13 protein-coding genes are annotated in these 18,809 nt (G+C 40.2%); 6 read left to right on the plus strand and 7 right to left on the minus strand.

Annotation, left to right across the window (positions count from 1 at the left end):
* Nucleotides 1–135: 135 nt before the first annotated feature.
* The gene (locus tag ACFSR6_RS08115; RefSeq protein ID WP_379077405.1) at nucleotides 136–4,176 is read left to right on the plus strand and encodes a hybrid sensor histidine kinase/response regulator transcription factor; all 4,041 of its coding nucleotides are present in this window, start codon (nucleotides 136–138) and stop codon (nucleotides 4,174–4,176) included.
* Here the strand turns inward: ACFSR6_RS08115 and ACFSR6_RS08120 are convergent.
* Both ACFSR6_RS08120 and ACFSR6_RS08125 read right to left on the minus strand, forming a co-directional pair.
* Entirely contained in the window at nucleotides 4,173–5,015 is an 843-nt protein-coding gene (locus tag ACFSR6_RS08120; RefSeq protein WP_379077407.1) for a HEPN domain-containing protein, read from the minus strand. The genes ACFSR6_RS08115 and ACFSR6_RS08120 overlap by 4 nt on opposite strands.
* Nucleotides 4,990–6,156 (minus strand): hypothetical protein, encoded by a 1,167-nt coding sequence (locus tag ACFSR6_RS08125; protein ID WP_379077410.1) that lies wholly within the window; start codon nucleotides 6,154–6,156, stop codon nucleotides 4,990–4,992. Before ACFSR6_RS08125 ends, ACFSR6_RS08120 begins: the two co-directional genes overlap by 26 nt.
* A 98-nt stretch (nucleotides 6,157–6,254) precedes the next feature.
* Between ACFSR6_RS08125 and ACFSR6_RS08130 the strand changes: the two genes are divergently transcribed.
* Both ACFSR6_RS08130 and msrA read left to right on the plus strand, forming a co-directional pair.
* Nucleotides 6,255–6,902 (plus strand): LexA family transcriptional regulator, encoded by a 648-nt coding sequence (locus ACFSR6_RS08130; RefSeq protein ID WP_379077413.1) that lies wholly within the window; start codon nucleotides 6,255–6,257, stop codon nucleotides 6,900–6,902.
* Nucleotides 6,903–7,349: 447 nt separating this feature from the next.
* Nucleotides 7,350–7,838, plus strand: coding sequence for a peptide-methionine (S)-S-oxide reductase MsrA (msrA, locus tag ACFSR6_RS08135; protein WP_379077416.1), 489 nt, complete (start codon nucleotides 7,350–7,352; stop codon nucleotides 7,836–7,838).
* 168 nt (nucleotides 7,839–8,006) lie between these two features.
* Here msrA and ACFSR6_RS08140 read toward each other — a convergent pair whose 3' ends face one another.
* The 5 genes from ACFSR6_RS08140 to uvrA all read right to left on the minus strand — a co-directional run bounded on the left by ACFSR6_RS08140 (nucleotide 8,007) and on the right by uvrA (nucleotide 16,034).
* Complete coding sequence (locus ACFSR6_RS08140; protein WP_379077419.1) at nucleotides 8,007–10,448, minus strand: bifunctional YncE family protein/alkaline phosphatase family protein; 2,442 nt, start codon at nucleotides 10,446–10,448, stop codon at nucleotides 8,007–8,009.
* A gap of 18 nt (nucleotides 10,449–10,466) precedes the next feature.
* Entirely contained in the window at nucleotides 10,467–11,306 is an 840-nt protein-coding gene (locus ACFSR6_RS08145) for a hypothetical protein (protein ID WP_379077422.1), read from the minus strand.
* 20 nt (nucleotides 11,307–11,326) lie between these two features.
* Nucleotides 11,327–12,169, minus strand: a complete 843-nt coding sequence (locus ACFSR6_RS08150) for a metallophosphoesterase family protein (protein ID WP_379077425.1) — start codon at nucleotides 12,167–12,169, stop codon at nucleotides 11,327–11,329.
* A 389-nt stretch (nucleotides 12,170–12,558) separates the two neighbouring features.
* The gene (locus ACFSR6_RS08155; RefSeq protein WP_379077428.1) at nucleotides 12,559–13,212 is read right to left on the minus strand and encodes a LysE family transporter; all 654 of its coding nucleotides are present in this window, start codon (nucleotides 13,210–13,212) and stop codon (nucleotides 12,559–12,561) included.
* An 8-nt stretch (nucleotides 13,213–13,220) separates the two neighbouring features.
* Nucleotides 13,221–16,034, minus strand: a complete 2,814-nt coding sequence (gene uvrA / locus ACFSR6_RS08160) for an excinuclease ABC subunit UvrA (RefSeq protein ID WP_379077430.1) — start codon at nucleotides 16,032–16,034, stop codon at nucleotides 13,221–13,223.
* A 260-nt stretch (nucleotides 16,035–16,294) separates the two neighbouring features.
* Between uvrA and ACFSR6_RS08165 the strand changes: the two genes are divergently transcribed.
* From ACFSR6_RS08165 to ACFSR6_RS08175, 3 genes are all read left to right on the plus strand, one after another.
* Nucleotides 16,295–16,879: an RNA polymerase sigma factor gene (locus ACFSR6_RS08165; RefSeq protein WP_379077432.1), complete on the plus strand. Its 585-nt coding sequence runs from the start codon at nucleotides 16,295–16,297 to the stop codon at nucleotides 16,877–16,879.
* Between the two features lie 88 nt (nucleotides 16,880–16,967).
* Nucleotides 16,968–17,162 carry a hypothetical protein gene (locus ACFSR6_RS08170; RefSeq protein ID WP_379077435.1) on the plus strand — a complete coding sequence of 65 codons (195 nt, stop codon included), beginning with the start codon at nucleotides 16,968–16,970 and terminating at the stop codon, nucleotides 17,160–17,162.
* A 307-nt stretch (nucleotides 17,163–17,469) separates the two neighbouring features.
* Entirely contained in the window at nucleotides 17,470–18,654 is a 1,185-nt protein-coding gene (locus ACFSR6_RS08175; protein ID WP_379077437.1) for an MFS transporter, read from the plus strand.
* Nucleotides 18,655–18,809: the final 155 nt, after the last annotated feature.

Raw genomic sequence — 18,809 nt, forward strand, 5'->3', positions numbered from 1 at the left:
TAAAAGAGCTGCTAATGCAAGGCTATAAGCAGATAAAGTGTTAAAATTGCCGGCGCTAAGCCAATTTGATTTTAATAATAAAAATAGAGTTGTACATTTAATACCAATAAGCTAACCATCCTGTATTTTGTGAACATGAAAGCCCTGCTCCTCTTTATATTTACACTCTTCGTTATAGCAGGCAAAGCACAAGATCAGTACGCTTTTAAACACCTTAATGTAGAGAACGGACTTTCGCAAAGCTCGGTACTGTCAATTGCCCAGGATGCCAGGGGATTTCTCTGGTTCGGAACCCGTTTTGGGCTCAACAAGTACGATTCTCAAACTTTTAAAATCTACAATAATGAAAAAGGCAATAAAAAAAGTATAAGTACATCTGCTTATATCTCCTCTATCATATCGCTTAAAAACGGAGCTTTGTTAATCGGTGCCCAAAATGGGTTGAATAAATACAATGAAAAGGACGATAATTTTGACCGTTACCAGCACCATGATAGCCTGCCCTCCAGCCTAAGCAACTCCGTCATTAACTGCATTTATCAGGATAAAAAAAACAGGCTTTGGGTAGGCACGGCAAACGGATTAAATTTATTAACCGATACCAATCGCTATCGTTTTAAACGTTTTTTATACCAGAAAAAACAGCGTTTACAAATTTATACCATTACCGAAGACCACAATGACGTCTTGTGGCTAAGTACCAGCAATGGCTTAATGAATATGCGCTTTAACGGGAACAGGATTATTTATAAGCATTTTACGGCCTATAGTGATGAGCTTGCCAAGGCCATTGATAACCATATCACCACGATGGTAGAAGATCGCGAAAACAACCTTTGGCTTGGCACTAAACAAACTGGCGTAAGTAAGCTCAACTTAAGTACTGAAAGTATTACCAACTATAAATATTCGAGCCTTAATCCCCAGGGCATCAGCAGCAATAATGTACGTAAAATCATGCTCGATCAGGAAGGTAAACTTTGGATTGGCACCCTGCACGGCATCAACATCTATAACCCGGCAACCCAAAGTTTCAGTATTTTACAGAATGAGCCCGGAAACCCAGCCAGCTTAAGCCAGAATTCGGTTTACGATATTTTTCAGGACCGTCAGGGTATTATCTGGGTGGGCACTTATTATGGCGCCATTAATATGGTTTATCCCAATTATACGCCTTTTAAGGTTTATCGCAGCACTGCAACCCCAAATGGCCTGAGCAGCAATGTAGTGAGTTCAATAATGGAAGATCAGTACCGGAACCTATGGATTGCCACTGAAGGTGAAGGCATTAATTATTACGATAGGAAAAGTAATACTTTTACCCGCTACAAAAACAACCCCAATAATCCTTCAAGCCTAAGTGCCAACCTGGTAAAATCGGTTATCCGCGATAAAAACAACAGAGTATGGATTGGTACACATTATGGCGGACTAAACCTTTTTAACCCTGATACCAAAAGTTTTGTGCGGTATACCAGTCGCAAAAACGATACTTCTTCACTAAGCAACGATGAGCTTACGGTTGTTTTTGAAGACAGTTTCGGCCGTTTTTGGGTAGGCACCAATGGTGGCTTAAACAGCTTTAATACACAAACGGGTAAATTTAGCCGAAACCGGGTAAACGGCCTTACCGATGCTGTCCTTTACATTTTCGAAGACAGCAAACGAACCTTGTGGGTGGCTACCAATGCAGGGCTTTTCCAATTAAAAAACGGTGCAGCTAAATTTGTAAACCGCGTGGCTGCCAATCCTGAAATTTTAAAGTACAACGAAATCAGTTGCATTACCGAAGATAAGGCTGGTTACCTGTTAATTGGCACCATTAGGAACGGTTTATTTAAACTGAATCCCGAAAAGCACCAATGTACGTGGATAAATTCAGTTGATGGTCTGCCAAGCAACACCATTATGGGCATTCTGGAAGATGATTTTCAAAACCTTTGGATTACCACCGATAAAGGGCTGTGTAAATACAATCCGGCATCGCATATCTTTAAAGTGTATAACATTAAAGATGGCTTGCCTGGCAATGAGTTTAATTACAGATCGTTTTTAAAAGACAGTCAAGGCCAATTTTTCTTTGGTAGCCTGAGTGGTATGATTAGTTTTTACCCCAACCAGATCAGAGAGAATAAAACTACTTCGCCAGTAATTTTTACCGGCCTTAAGCTCTTTAACAAACCTGTTGCACTAAACGGCGAAGATGGTTTACTGAAACAGAACATCAGTACCTTAAAGGCCATTACTTTTGAATCTGATCAGAATGTTTTTTCGGTTGATTTTACCGTCCTCAATTTCATTAAATCGAACAAAAGCCATTATGCGTATAAACTCAGCGGTTTCGAAAAAAACTGGAATTATGTAGATGTACCTTCTGCCACCTATACCAACCTTTCGCCCGGCCATTATATCCTGATGGTAAAAGGGACCAATAACGATGGTTTGTGGACACCGAAAATAAGTACCCTTAACATTACCATTTTGCCACCTTTTTACCGTACGTGGTGGGCGTATTTGTTTTATTTGGTAGCCTTTATTGCCATATCGTTCGTGTTTATACGCTATTTGCTGATTAAGGCTGTATTAAAAAAGGAGAAGGAAATTAACGAGCATAAACTCGAGTTTTTCACCAATATCTCGCATGAAATCCGTACGCCTCTAACGCTGATTGTAGGTCCGCTTGATAAACTGATCGAAAATGCCAAAGACGATCCAGCATTAAACCGCGAACTGCAACCCATTAAAAATAATGCCTACCGCCTCATGAACCTGGTAACCGAACTACTCGATTTCAGAAAAGCAGAAAGTGGAAAAATGACCTTGCATGTTAGCCCCGGAGATATTGTAAAATTCTGCCGTGAAATATTCCTGGCTTTCCAGAACATTGCCTTCTCCAAAAACATCGATTACAGCTTTGAAACCGAACACGCGGCTATTGAGCTTTATTTCGATAAAGTCCAACTGGAGAAAGTAATGTTTAACCTGCTCTCCAATGCATTTAAATTTACGCCAGATCGGGGCAAAATCAGTTTAAAAATCAACCAGGAAAATCATCAAATACATATTATGGTAAGCGATAATGGTAAAGGAATTTCGCCTGCCGATCAGGATGGCCTGTTCACCAATTTCTATCAGGCCAACCCAACAACCAGCATTGGTACAGGCTTAGGGTTATCCTTATCCAAAAGCATTGTGGAGCTGCATCATGGCGAAATTACTTTAAAAAGTACTCCTAAAAGCGAAAATGAACATGGTGCTACCTGCTTTACTGTGAGCTTAAAAATCGGAAAAACGCATTTTAAACCAGCCGATTTTGTAAAAGACTATGTGTATTATGATGATGCCACCAATTATGAACTACCGGCCGCAACTGAACCCCAACAGGCTACAGAAACAGAGGCCGTTATATCTCATGCAGCTAAAAAATATAGTATTTTACTGGTAGAGGATAATGAAGATGTAAGGGCATTTATTAAAAATGCGCTGGGCAATGTTTACACCATTTATGAAAGTGCAAACGGGGCTACAGGCCTAGAACTGGCGCTGGAAATCATTCCCGATCTCATTATAAGCGATGTGATGATGCCTGTTATGGATGGGCTCGAACTGTGCCGCAAACTTAAAACCGACGAAAGAACTAGTCATATCCCGGTGGTACTCCTCACTGCGCGTTCTGCTTATGTACACCAAATTAATGGCTTCGAACATGGCGCTGACGCTTACATTATGAAGCCATTCAACCTCAAAATACTCGAATTGAATGTTCAAAACCTGCTCAGTGCACGCGAAACCATTAAACAAAAATTTGCTCAGGTAATTACGCTCGAACCGAAAAACATGGTAATTAATACCACAGAGCAAAACTTCATAAATAAAATTATTCAGATTATCGAAGACCGGATTGCCGATACAGCGTTTGATGTACCTACCCTGGCCACTGAAATTGGCATGAGTCAGCCAGTACTATATAAAAAGATAAGGGCACTTACCGATCTTTCGGTTAACGATTTTATTAAATCGATACGCATTAAAAGGGCTGCACAGCTGCTTAAACAGGGAGCTGGTAATATCTCAGAAATTGCTTACTCAGTAGGTTTTAATGATCGTAAATACTTTAGTTCAGAATTTAAAAAGCATTTTGGTAAAACACCGAGTGAGTTTATAAGCAATGTTTAACCCACATCTATTCCGCTCTCCTGTTGATTGAAATGCCTGTTCATCACACACTGATAAACCTGTTCTGCAAGCACATACAATAAATCTGCTTTTTCAAACAGGCGTACTAGCGCTGGTTCGCTGGCCTGGTAATTGTTTTCATAGCGGACGGCCAGGTAAGCCTCATCAAGCAAATGCAGCAGGTTATCTTCTTCCTCACCACAACCAAATAGCTTGGAAAGTGGCTTTACATAAGGCTTAATATATAATTGATGAACTTTAATACGGTGCGTTTTTTTATCCTTTCCCATTACCAGAACTTCAATGGCCCGGTACATCAGATCAAAAACCTGATGCAACATAAAAGCACAGTATTCAAAATTTTGTTGTTTAAAATAGAATGTTGCACCCGATAAAAATTTATTGGCCTTATCAATTCCATTCTGGTATATGCTGCTTACCTGGTCTGCAATAAGTTTAGGTGAGCTCCCGAATAAAAAAGTTCCGGATTTACTGAATAAACAATTTTGGGCAGCAACGGCGTAGTAAAAAAATAAACTCCCTTGTAATAAAGCCTGCTCTACCTCGTGTACATGGAAAATGCGATAACCCAATTCCATATGCCCGTTAAATACAATATTTAATACTGGCGTTAATTCATTTAAAATACGCACCTGTTTAAACGGAACCATAATCAGCATTTCTTGTGTTGCCTTACCAAGCAAAAAGTTGTTATGGAGATAAATATATTGAACAGGTACCGCAGCTGTAATGCCCTTTAACAAACGCATTATCCTTTCATCTTTTAGTGCCCCATGATCCAGGTTTAAACATTTATTCCGCATAATAGTCCCTTTCATCACTTTCATTTAACGCAGGGTTACTGATCATCACAAAAAAGGCTTCCATAATCATCATCATGGCTTCGTACTGCTCAAATAAAAATGCCTTATCCATTAATTTAATACTACTCCTGGTACTGAAAGCGGCATACAGCCACTCTAAAAGCCCTAAGCGCAGCTGCTTAATTTTTTCGGGAATAAAAAAGGACTCCGCAAACAGATAAGGATTTTCTACATGTGCTGCTGCCAGGGTATTTACCTCACACAGTTCTTTGCTGTCGTGGTTTACAACATAATTTGTAACAGCAGGCAAGCCTTTAAAAGGAGCATCTTGGTAGGTTAGATTTTTGGCCGTAATTAAATAACCCGCGTTAAGCAGTTTTGTAAACTGGTTATATAGAAAAAAATAATCGGCAACATCGCTCACACACTGCTCTTCGGCCAATGCAGCTTTATACCAGTTTTTTAAATAAGCCTTATGCCCCGTAAGGTTATCCAAACTGAAGAAAAATTCAATTGACTTAAATGGATCATCAAGTAATTCCTGTTCAAATGCCAAAGGCGATGTACTTTCGAATATGGCCATATGATAATAGCGATCAATGCTTTTAAAACTATTTCTGGTAATTATCCTTTCGTGGATGAGCCAGCAGGCTTCCAGCATTTTTTTGGTGTTCTCATAAAACGGAAAAATATATTGGTCCCAGTCCAGATCGAGGTTGTTTTCCAATGCAGCCAACAACCATTCTTTGTAAACCACCTTATAGGTATCTGATTGAAAGAATAAGAAAATATCAAGAAAGGTAAGTTTTGGATTTTTCATTTCTCCGCTGCTCAATAGTTTCGGGCAATAATTAAGCAGTACCATCTCGCGTTCCATGCCACATTCATCAACCGCAATTGCTTTTACAAATGCTGTATCTGTTTCAATGTGGTTAAAAATTAAATCAGAATAATCGAAAAGTGGCACCAGTTTTTCGTAAAAAACAAGCAACTGAGCAGGATGCTTTTGTGGCGAAAAATCGAATTCGTTGCTGGGAGGATTTAACCAGTTCTTTAAAAAATTCAAATGATAGCTTACACCATTTGTTGAAAAAAAACTTTTAATCGCACCAATAAACGCCATCGTTTCTTTTTTAAAATTCAGGTTTTCTTCCATAGCGTATATTTTTTAAATGATTATATTAGCTAACGAATTTAGCAAACAAAAATAAGTTTAACTTTACTTTTTAAGTATAACTTATCAACATAAAGATTATGAATGAAAATCAGCGCTTAAAAAAATTAATGGATTTGTTGGATTTCAGATCCCAAAAAGATTTTGCTAGCGCGTTGAATATTAAACAGGGCTCTTTATCAGATATTTTAAGAGAAAGGATCAATGTATCTAACGCCATTAAAGATAAGCTAGAGATGAAATTCGACGTCAATTTAACCTGGCTCGAAAATGGAATTGGCGAACCTTTCTTCAAAAAGAAGCCAGCCGTTGGCGAAAGCAAGGAAGGTGTGCCCTATTTTGATATGAGCCTATCGGATGCGAAAGATCTCATTGTAGAAGAACAACGGGCAGAGTACCTTGTAAATTACCTCCCTTTTAACGATTGTACAGCATATTTACCTGTTTATGGCGATAGCATGTATCCACAATATGCCGCCGGCGAAATTATAGCCATAAAAGAAATTACCAATTACGAAATTCTACAGTGGGGCGAGGCTTATGTGGTGATGACAGATGAAGACAGTAACAGTTTACGCACCATCAAATTAATTTTTCAGCACGCTGATGATAGTAAACTCATCCTTCGTTCTTCAAATCCAAATTTTAAAGGTGATACGGTAATCAGTAAAAAGAATATCCTGTCTCTTTATATCATTAAAGGGAAAATTACGAGGAATGTTATTTAAAGATGGGTTAATTGTTTAAACCGGTTAACTGCATATGTAAAATGTTTACAGGATTGTTTAATTGTAGGATGGCTAAATTGTTAGTTGCAAACTGCTAACTGAAAACTTCCTACTGTCAACTGGATTCCGCGTTCATCATCTTAAATCAGCGGGAGAAACAGGAAAGAGGTTTCCCGCAGATCACACAGATTTAAGTACAGATTTAACTATTGATACAGTTTACCTAACAGCTTCTTAATCTATCTGCAAGCCAAAACTGCGAACCGCACAATCAAAACTATCTCCTTTCCATACGTCCTCCTGAACTTGTTTCAGGATCTAACTTAGAGTGATTATTTTCTGATTTATTTGCTTTGGAAACTGCCAACTGAAAACTAATCCCCCCTTCTTTACTTTCCTTTTACACATCTTCGCCGTATCTTTATTCAATAGAAAAAGGAGATACATATGAATATTGAAAAAGCCATTCTTGCTGGCGGTTGTTTTTGGGGAGTAGAAGAATTGATTCGCCATTATCCGGGTGTAATTTCAACTGTAGTTGGATATACCGGAGGCGATGTGCCAAATGCTACTTACCGCAACCATGGAACGCACGCTGAAGGCATTGAAATTACTTTTGACCCCACCATTTTATCATACCGTAAATTATTAGAATATTTTTTCCAGATCCACGATCCTACAACACGTAACAGGCAAGGAAACGATATCGGTACTTCTTACCGCTCGGCTATTTTTTACAATAGTGAAGAACAGAAAGAAACCGCTCAGGCATTAATTGCCGAACTGGATGCTTCTGGCAAATGGCCCGGCAAAATTGTAACAGAAGTTGTACCCGAAACAGCTTTCTGGAATGCTGAAGAAGAACATCAGGACTATTTACAGAAAAACCCCTATGGTTATACCTGCCATTTTGAAAGGCCAGACTGGAAATTATAAAGATAAATCGCTTAAAAAATTCGTCAATTGTGAGGCACGAAGCAATCCTAATGCTTTAGTATATTGATTGTTGTAAGATTGATTTGTACCTCACAATGGCGATCAATTAAAAAGGCAATTTTCTAACCGAAAATTGCCTTTTGTTTAACTATAAATCATCACCGATGGTTAATCATCGTCGTCTTTTTTCTTCTTTTCGAGAATCACAAATGCACTTCGTTTCGGTGCAGGCATTACTGATTGTTCACCTTTAACTGATTTCCATACCACTTCATTCAGATCTAAATCAGGCGCCGAATCTTCTTTTGCAAAATTGAAGAATTCTGAACGTCTGCTACTTTCGTTAACAGCCACATTCCGTGTATCTAAATCAATAAGTGGCTGCAATACGGTATAAGGGGTAAAATCTGGTGTAGCTGTAAAACATTCATATAAAGGTTTAGCAGCAGCATCGTATTGACTCATAGGTGGCAGACCTAAAATAAGTTCCATTGTTCTTAAAAAACCCGAAGTAGAATACATGGTATGAACAGCTGTATTCCTCTTTACGTAAGGGCCAATTACATAAGCTGGCGAACGGTGTGCATCAACATGATCGGGACCATTCTGTGCATCGTCTTCCAAAATAAAAACAACCGATTCTTTCCAGATCTTACTGTGCGATAAATGCTCCAGAATACGGCCAACAGCCAGATCGTTATCGGCAACCGCAGCCTGTGGCGAGTATTTACCTTTTTTTTGTCCGCTGGTATGGTCGTTAGATATCCTTAAAGTATTAAATTGAGGCACCGCATCTGCCACCAGTAACGAATCGAAATCGTGCTGCCAGGCATCTACCCTTACCTGATCCTTAATATCCATATCAAAACCTGGTGATGCAGCACACATATGACCCTGCAGCGATTTAATATTAGCCTTGCCATAATCGCCAAATTCGCCATAGCTGCGATAACTTACTCCTGCCCGCTGACAGTAATCCCATATAAAGCCACCTTTTGGATAGGTAACAGGGCGACCACCTTCAAAGGTGGTGCTTCCGCCACGTGCACCATAACTGGTTGGCCATGTTTTTTCTACAACATCAGTTGCATAGGCTGCCATGCTCCAATTGTGTCCATCGGCACTCACTTCCGCATCAACGTAGAAATTATCGAGCAATACGTAATGATCTGCAAGAGCATGCTGGTTAGGCGTAATCTTTCTGCCAAAAAGCGTTAAGCTGGAATCGCCGTTACCTTTTGGCATATCGCCAAGCACCTGATCGTATGTCCTGTTTTCTTTAATGATGTAAAAAACATGCTTCATGGGCGATTTTTCTCCCTGCTTACGCGGAATAGGATTTCCGGCTTCACCATCAGCAGTTATTGCACGCTTATCCGTAAAAGGTGTATTGGCATAAACCTGCTTGGTATATAATTTTAACTGCTCGGGTTTTGGCGCATCAATAAAGGATAAAGTACCTTTAAACAAGCCTGCAATATATTGCAGCCTGCTGTTGGCTGTGCTTCCCATTTGGTAACCACTGTTATCTGCTTTAGAAATGGGTTGCGGTCCTTTTGGGTTGGCCATAGAAGTATTGCCCTTGCCATTGGTAACCAACACCTTCGAACCTAAAACCTTAACACTGGTTGGGTACCAGCCTACCGGAATAAAACCCTGGCTCTGGCTAACCCCAGGTTTACTTACATCGAAAACAGCCAGACAATTGTTATCGGCATTGGCAATGTACAACGTTTTCTCATTGGCACTTAAGGCCAGGCCATTAGTGGTCGAACCGGTTAACTGAGTAGCGTAAAGTGTAGTTGCAATGGTTTCGATAACTTTATTATTAGCCGTATTAATTACAGAAACCGTATTATCATTGGCGTTTGCTACAAAAAGAATATTACCCTTTTTATTCAGCAAAAGTTCATTTGGATGATCGCCAACAGGAATCTGCTGAATAATGCTTTCTGATTGCAGATCGACAACAGCTACCGCTTTTCCGCCCCAAAGTGAAACATATAACTTACGCTCATCAACGCCCAGTGCACAGCTGTATGCAATAGCCGGAAGCTGAACACGTTTTAAAATCTTTTTAGCCGTCGGGTCGATGATATACAGGGCACTGTCTTCTTTGGTAACGGTAAATAATTTACTGTTGTTTTTATTAACCACTATGCCGGCAGGGCATATCTTTCCTTTCGGCCACACCGGTCCCAATTTAATCGTATCGCTTTTACCTAGTTTATTGTTATGGATATTAAAATCCAGGATCCAATTATCGTTACCGCCTGATGCGTACAGGTGTTTTTCATCTTTGCTAAAAGCAATCCCATACCACGATTTAGCCAGCACCTTTTCGTCTATAATCTGTTCTGTTTTAGGATCTATAAGCTGCAGCGATTGTGTGCTCTGACCATTATTGGTAACGGCCAGGTATTTACCCGATGCACTAAGTTGCATATTTAAGGGCAAATCGCCTAACTGTACAGAGTGCCCTGCCGGACTTAATTTCCAGCCATTAGGCAACAAAATTTGCTGCGTAGTTTCATTTTTACCAGGCCATTGTGCAAAGCCCTGCTGCACCAGCAAAAACGTAAAAAGAATAAGAATATATGATTTTTTCATTGTTTTGATTTTGACAAATTACCGGTGAAGATTAAAGTTTACCAAGGCCCTGACGGTGTAACCATTACCCGAAGCGATGTTGCCAATTTCGCGTATCGCTGCAGGAGAAGTAACCTGGCTCCGTGTAGCATAAAACACTGGTCCGCCTGAAATAGAGAACGAAAGTTTGCTGTGATTGGGTTCCAGGTTAATGGATGGCCCGATTAACAGTTTTGCCCCTCCTTCTGCTTCGTCTTTCTCCCAAAAACCTTCCAAATCCTGCCCAAGCGCTTCGAAACCCAGGTATAAAGCGTTTGAAATGCGATGCTGAAAACCAATACTGGTAATAAAATCGAGTTTATCACGTGTGCGGTTAAAGGCTTTTTCAAACCGTAAATTACCAGCCATGCGCCAGTTGGCACGATCAAATGAGGCTGTAATCCGGCTAATGGCCGATCCGGTGTTAGACCAGTCGCGACTTAAACCCAAACCTGCCCCCAACCTAAAACCTGCAATCCCTTTACCCCCTACCAGGTCGCGGATAACCTCGGCCTGCTCTGCAGAGGCAACGCCCCCGCCATTGGCAAAACCAAGAGCCGCTGTAGCATAGAGTGTTAAACGGCTACCCAAATAACCCTTAACACCAAATTGCTGTCCTAAACCATCATAGCCGAATTGCCCAGTGGTACGTTCACCGTAACTACCAGAGTAATGAATATTCCAGCGGGGGTTTTCAGCAGTAAGGGTGTTTAAGGTAAATAAAAAGGGTTGTGCAGCATCATTAACGGTTTTTAATACCGGGCTAACGGTTGCCAGATTCTGAGCGGAACCACGGAGTACGAATGCTACAAAAACGGCTGCTAAAAATATCTTTTTCATTTTAAAATGCTTAAAAGCTGTTAAAATTTGGTTTCGTTTAACAAAGGCGATTGACTTGCATTTACCTGGTAGGTTTTAATCTTGTCATTTTCATCAACCTCTACAATCCTGTAACCTTTATAAGCCGTACCCCAGTTTCCGCCTATGTGTGCATCGAAAAAATGAGGGAGTTTATCGGTATAAAAAACGGCATCCAGACTGTGGTCGTGCCCATGAAATACAGCCTTTACATTGGCATAACTATGCAAAAGTTTAATGGTATCCGGGCAATCCACAAAGGGGCTCTCCGGTACCCAGAAATGTGGCGGGATATGCAATACTACAAACACCGTTTTTAAATCTTTGAACTTATCCAGTTCCTGCTTTAAAAAATCGTTGTTCGGGCACAGATAGGCGCCTTTTGTATCTGAAGTATTGGCCAAAACGAAGCCAACCCCGTTTTCTTCGAAAGAAAAATTATCTTCATAACCAAAAACCGATTTCCAGAGTGGGGTGTCTGCATGGTCATGGTTGCCAGGCACGGCATAAAAAGGAACCTTTAAACGGTCATAGTAATCCTTTTTTACTTCTTTCAGTAATTCAGGCCTGTCATGCACCAGATCGCCGTTAATAATGACAAAATTCAACGGATTTTGTTCATGTGCCTGGTTAAGCCATTTTACAATATTATCGTGGTGAAGCTTATATTCAGTTCCAGGTTGCCCATAATGACCGTCAGATGCAATGGCAAAACGAAGTTTTGGCCCCTTTCCCGGTGTGACTGGAATACCGTTTTCTTCAGCAAATGAAGGTAGAACTGGTGATAAACCGGCCACTACTGCAGCAGCCAAACCACTTTTCAGGAAAAATCGTCTGTTAGACATAAGCATGAAATATGTTTTGTATTAAACCCCAATATTAGTTTGACTGAACTTCTTTAACATAAATTTAATGTTATGTTTGGGTTAAGTACAGGGTATTACTGTATCAATTTTATAACAGAAAACCGGCGCCAAAGAAATGATCTGTGTATGCAGTGCCTCGTGCCAAGAAAGAAAATGGTCCGTGGCGACACGAACCATGGCCTCAGAAATGATCCGTGCCTTCATGGCAAACTAACTATTTAAATCGGAATAGAAAGGCAACCTGCGTGTATCTTCCTAAATCTGTGGGGAGAAAACAAAGGTTCCCGCTGATCCAGCAAATTCAGCTGATGAATTTTTAACGGTGCCTACAGGAAATGATCCCGTACTGGCGCAGACCTTCGCTTATTTTAAAAAATAACAATCGCTTGTTTCACCATTAAATATGCTGCAAGTGCAAATAAAAATATGGCGATAGATTTATTGATTATCAGGCTGCTCAAGGCAAATTTTTCCTGAATGTAAGTGGCAAAGTGTGCATATAAATATAAGGCAAGTGCCGAGCCAACGCCCGAGCCCAGACTAAAAATAACCAGCGAAAGGTAATCTGTTTCGATCCATTGGTGTAAAATTACGTAATTACCAAAAAACAACCAGAATGGAATCTGCACAGGGTTAAGTACCCCTAAAATTAGTCCGTAAAGCACACTGCCGCTACGTTTGTCTTCTTTGGTATTGCTGGTTTTAGGCACTTTTTTCCTGTTTTTCCAGGTAATAGTACCCATTACCAAAAACATCACAATCATAAAGCAATCTACCAAAGTGCTTAGGCGTACCTCGCTAACAGCCTCATTCGGGTTAATATCACTCATGGCCCAACGGGCAAAGCGCATCATACCGAAAGTAAAAAACACTTCTACACAGGAGAAAGATAAAATAAAATACCAAACCTGCCGCATGCCTTTATTGATGGCGAGCTGTGCAACGGTAAGATTGATGTTGCCAGGAGGGATATACCCCATAGCGTTAAGGATAATGCCTATGAAAAACGTTAGAAAAAGCATTGCCGAAATTATGGATTTAAATTTAAATGCGCAGCCAAATATTTTCCGGTGTACGAATTTTCTACTTTAACCAGGTCTTCGGGCACCCCTTCAAACACTACATTACCACCACCATCGCCGCCTTCAGGGCCAATATCGATTACCCAATCGGCACATTTAATTATATCCATATTGTGTTCGATAACCAAAATGGTATTACCCTGTTCTATCAGTGTATTTAGTGCTTTTAAGAGTTTTTTAATATCGTGGAAATGCAAACCAGTGGTTGGCTCATCAAAAATAAAGAGTGTTTTATTGGCATTGTTACCTTTAATCAGAAACGAAGCCAGCTTGATCCGCTGGGCCTCACCACCCGATAATGTATTTGACGATTGCCCCAAATGCACGTAGCCCAACCCCACATCAACCAACGGATTTAACTTATTCAGGATTTTTTGTTCATCCTTAAAGAAATCAACCGCTTCATCAATGGTCATGTCTAAAATCTCGGAAACGTTTTTCTCTTTATAAGTTACATCCAAAACCTGTTGTTTAAAACGCTTGCCGTTACAGGCCTCACAGGGAAGATAAATATCGGCCATAAACTGCATTTCGATCTTCACCTCACCTTCACCCTGGCAAACATCGCAACGGCCACCTTCTACGTTAAATGAGAAAGCAGCTGGCTTTAATCCGGCGGCCTTAGCAGCAGCCAGTCCCGAAAATAAGGTACGGATATCATCCCAGGCTTTTACATAGGTAACCGGATTGGAACGGCTCGAACGCCCGATAGGGTTCTGATCTACCAGCTCTACCGCACTTACCAGGTCGTAATTACCGAAAATACCATCGTAAGCACCTGTCTGTTCGCCGGCATAGTTTCCAATTGCTTTTTGTAGCGAAGGATATAATATTTTTTTAACCAAACTTGTTTTTCCTGAACCAGAAACCCCACTAACTGCGGTAAACACACCCAACGGAAACTTAACATCGATATTTTTCAGGTTGTTCTCCCTTGCTCCCTTAATCAGGATATGATCTTTCCACTTCCGGCGTTTCTCCGGAATGGCGATTTTTTCTATTCCCGATAGGTACCGGCCTGTTAAACTATTTTTATCTTTTAGAATCTCCTCGTAATTACCACTGAAAACCAGTTTACCGCCATGTGTACCTGCCTCAGGACCAATATCGATAATATGATCGGCTGCACGCATCATTTCTTCCTCGTGCTCTACCACCAGCACTGTATTGCCTACATTGCGCAGCGAAACCAGCACCTCAATCAGTTTATTTGTATCGCGGGGGTGTAAACCAATACTCGGCTCATCTAACACATAAACCGATCCCACCAAACTGCTTCCCAAAGAGGTAGCCAGGTTAATCCTTTGCGATTCTCCTCCCGACAAAGTATTCGATAAACGGTTGAGTGTAAGGTAACCCAGGCCCACATTGTTTAAATAAAGAAAACGGTTATTGATTTCGGCCAGTAAACGTTTGGCAATTTTGGTATCGTTAGCGTTTAATGTAAGTTCGTTAAAGAAAACCAAAGCTTTTGATAAAGGCATCAAAACCACATCGATAATGGATTTTTCAGCTATTTTGACATAAGAAGCGTCTTTACGCAAACGCGAACCCTTACAATCAGGACAGGTGGTTTTGCCACGGTAGCGGGATAACATTACCCTGTACTGGATTTTATAAGTCTGCTCTTCCAGTTCCTTGAAAAAAGCATCCAGGCCAGCAAAATATTTATTGCCCGTCCAGAGCAACTGTTGTTCTTTTTCAGTAAGCGCACTATATGGACGGTGGATAGGGAAATCGAATTTCGGTGCAGCTTTAATAAAGTTTTGCAGCCAAATGTTCATTTTTTCGCCTCGCCATGGGGCTATGGCATTATCGTAAACACTTTTACTCTTATCAGGAATAACCAGGTCTTCATCGATACCAATTACATTTCCATAGCCTTCGCAGCGTTTACAGGCACCATAAGGGTTGTTAAAAGAGAAAAAGTTGGGTGTAGGCTCTTCGAATTTTATTCCATCCAATTCAAAACGGTCGCTAAAATGTTTCGTTTTACCCTGTGCCTCTACATAACAATCACCCTTACCTTCAAAAAAGGCAGTCTGTGCCGAATCGGCCAGTCTGCTCAATGTTTCCTCTTCCTGGTTGGTTACGATCCGATCGATCAGGATCTGAACGGTTTTATCATCAGTAAGCTCCGCGTCTTTAAAGTCAGCATCGTCTAAAACGGCTTCTATCTTTTCTATTTTATGATTGATCAGTACCCGTAAAAATCCTTTCTGTAATAAAATAGCCAGTTCTTCTTTAATCGTACGGTTGTTATGCGGATATAAAGGGCAAAAAATGGTTACCGTTGTATCTTCAGGCATGGCATTTATATAATCTACCACCGTACTTACCGAGTCCTTTTTCACTTCTTTACCCGAAATAGGCGAAATGGTTTTCCCGATACGCGAGAAAAGCAGCTTCAGATAATCGTAAATCTCGGTCGAGGTACCTACTGTTGAACGCGGATTCGAAGTAATTACTTTCTGTTCAATCGCAATAGCAGGGGCTATACCTTTAATATAATCTACATCAGGTTTATTCATCCGCCCCATAAACTGGCGCGCATATGATGATAAACTTTCTACATACCGGCGTTGCCCTTCTGCGTATAATGTATCGAATGCGAGTGAAGATTTGCCCGAGCCCGACATACCCGTTACCACCACCAGTTTATTTTTTGGAATGGCAACATCGATGTTTTTTAAGTTGTGCACCCGGGCACCTTTTATGATAATATTTTTATGCGGATCTTTTTCGGCCTCTTTTTTGCTCATGTATTGTAAAGGATATAAAGGTATAAACCCAATAAAGTAATTTGGGTTTTTAAGAAGATACAAAAATAGGGTACTGAGGTGGTTAATTTATTTTTTAACATTTTATTTTTTGTTTTTTGATAAAAAAATAACTTTCTTTGGATATTAACAACCTCAAAACCAAACCAACAATTCAAAAAACATAGGAGAACAGCTATAGAGATTAAACATCTACAAATTAATTTTTGGCAAATAGTAAGGGATTTAGTGTAGGTAAACCTATGAATTTACAATCATATAACGATCAGGACCTGGTAAAGGTATATATTACCGGGAACGAGGATGGATTGCAGGAACTTTTAAGAAGACATAAAAGCAAAATTTATACCTCTATCTACTTATTGGTTAAAGACCAATATCTGGCGGAAGACATTTTTCAGGATGCTTTTATAAAGGTAATCAATACACTGCGATCAGGAAGGTATAATGAAGAAGGCAAGTTTTTGCCTTGGGTTATGCGTATAGCGCACAACCTGGTTATCGATTATTTCAGAAAAGAAAAAAGAACCCCAATCATCACCAGTTCAGATGGAATGGATGTCTTCAATATGCTACACTTTTATGACGAAAGTGCAGAAGACAGAATACTTCGCGAACAAACTCATAAAGACTTAAAGGCCATGATCCATTTATTGCCTGATGAGCAGAAAGAAGTGCTTTTAATGCGTCATTACGCTGATTTAAGCTTCAAGGAAATCGCCGATTTAACCGATGTAAGCATTAATACTGCCCTAGGCCGTATGCGCTATGCATTAAGTAATCTGCGCAAAATGCTTAAAACAAAGGAAATGACCTACAAAGGGTAACAAAATTGTTGCATAAAATATTTTAGGGCTTGAAATAAAGCATCTGAACTATCGTTAAGTTTATAAAACTTATCACATTCGGTTGCTTATGACAAAAACCTCTACATCAAAAAACAATGTAAATTTACCTACACCCAGCATGTTTCAGCCTAAAACTGATATGGAATCTGATGCAGAAATCGACTTATTTTATGATCAAATAAAAGGTAAGTTGGATAGACTGGCTAAAAATCCCCAAGATGAAACCATCAACAAGATTTTAGCTTACAGCAGAACAAAGTAGGAAATTATACACAAGTCAAAAAAGCTTGTTTCACGGGGTGGGACAAGCTTTTTTTTGACGATAGTTCATTAGTTCACTGGCCATTGGTTCATTAGTAACTTCAAAGTGCCAGTTAAAAATTGCGTTAATGAGCAATCCAATAATAAAGCAATCTAACAATAAACCACTGACCCCATCAACCGCTTAACCATACCTTACCCATCTTCCTTCCCACATCTTCCATCCCTCATAAATGGCCTAATTTTTACAATCCCCTACCATAAAAAGCCTTACCTTTGCATAGTGTAATTTTAACACTAAGGGTATTATGAACAAGAATCTACTTCCACTCACTTTAGGCGGTTTAGGCATCGGAATCACTGAATTTGTAATGATGGGTTTATTACCCGATATCTCAAAAGATTTAGCTGTAACCATCCCACAGGCCGGGCATTTAATTTCAGCCTACGCTTTAGGTGTGGTAATTGGCGCTCCATTATTGATTATGATTGCAGGTAAATATCCGCCAAAAATGATATTGATTGCTTTGATGATCATGTTTACCGTTTTCAATGCTTTATCTGCATTCGCGCCTACTTTCAATGTCTTGTTTGTTGCCCGGTTGCTTTCTGGCTTGCCTCATGGTGCATTTTTCGGTGTAGGATCGGTAGTGGCCAGCAGAATTGCTGAAAAAGGAAAAGCCGCACAAGCGGTATCACTTATGTTTATGGGCTTAACCATTGCCAATATTGTTGGCGTACCTTTGGGCACCTTTATTGGCCATAATTTCTCCTGGCGCATATCTTTTGCCGTTGTGGTACTTGTTGGCCTCGTTACTTTGTTAAGCTTAAAATTATGGCTGCCAGCGCTTGAAGCCACAAAAAACCGCGATTTAAAAGCCGAATTAAGTTTCTTCAAAAAAAGAGAAGCGTGGATCATTATTTTCATGATCTCTATCGGAACAGGCGGATTATTTACCTGGTACAGTTATATCGCGCCGTTAATGACAGATGTTGCCGGTTTTTCGCCAAATGCGGTAACGTATATATTAATGCTGGCCGGTTTAGGCATGTTGTTCGGCAATTACATTGGTGGACGTTTGGCCGATAAATTCTCGCCAGCCAAAGCATCTGCAGCTTTATTGCTCACCATGGTCGTTACTTTAACCATTGTACACTTTGTATCTGCAAGTCAGCCATTGGCGCTAATCATGACATTTATTACCGGTGCGGTTGCTTTTTCACTAGCTGCCCCTATCCAGATGTTGATGATCCAAAGTGCTAAAGGCTCCGAAATGCTGGCAGCCTCAGCCAGTCAGGCGAGCTTTAACATTGGTAATGCCTTAGGCGCTTTCTTTGGAGGGCTTCCGCTGGTTTATGGTTTCGATTATACTTCACCGGCTTACGTGGGTGCAGCAATGGCCTTAATCGGCGCTTTTTTTGCATTTTGGTTAATCAAAAGTAACCAGGGAGCCACTGAACAGGTTAAAGTACCGGCCACTTCTTTTCATTAAACCAATAATTGAATTAGAGAATCCAAATCATTCAAAATTATTTGCAAATTGATTTTGCAGAAAATGAATGTAAGTGCAAGCAAAAATTTCAGCCCTGCTGTACACTATAGCCTCGCAGAAATAGCTCGGGCTGCCGTTCCCATCAGGTTTATGAT

Origin of the sequence: Pedobacter vanadiisoli (assembly GCF_042684385.1) — a bacterium.
GTDB classification, from domain to species: Bacteria; Bacteroidota; Bacteroidia; order Sphingobacteriales; family Sphingobacteriaceae; genus Pedobacter; species Pedobacter vanadiisoli.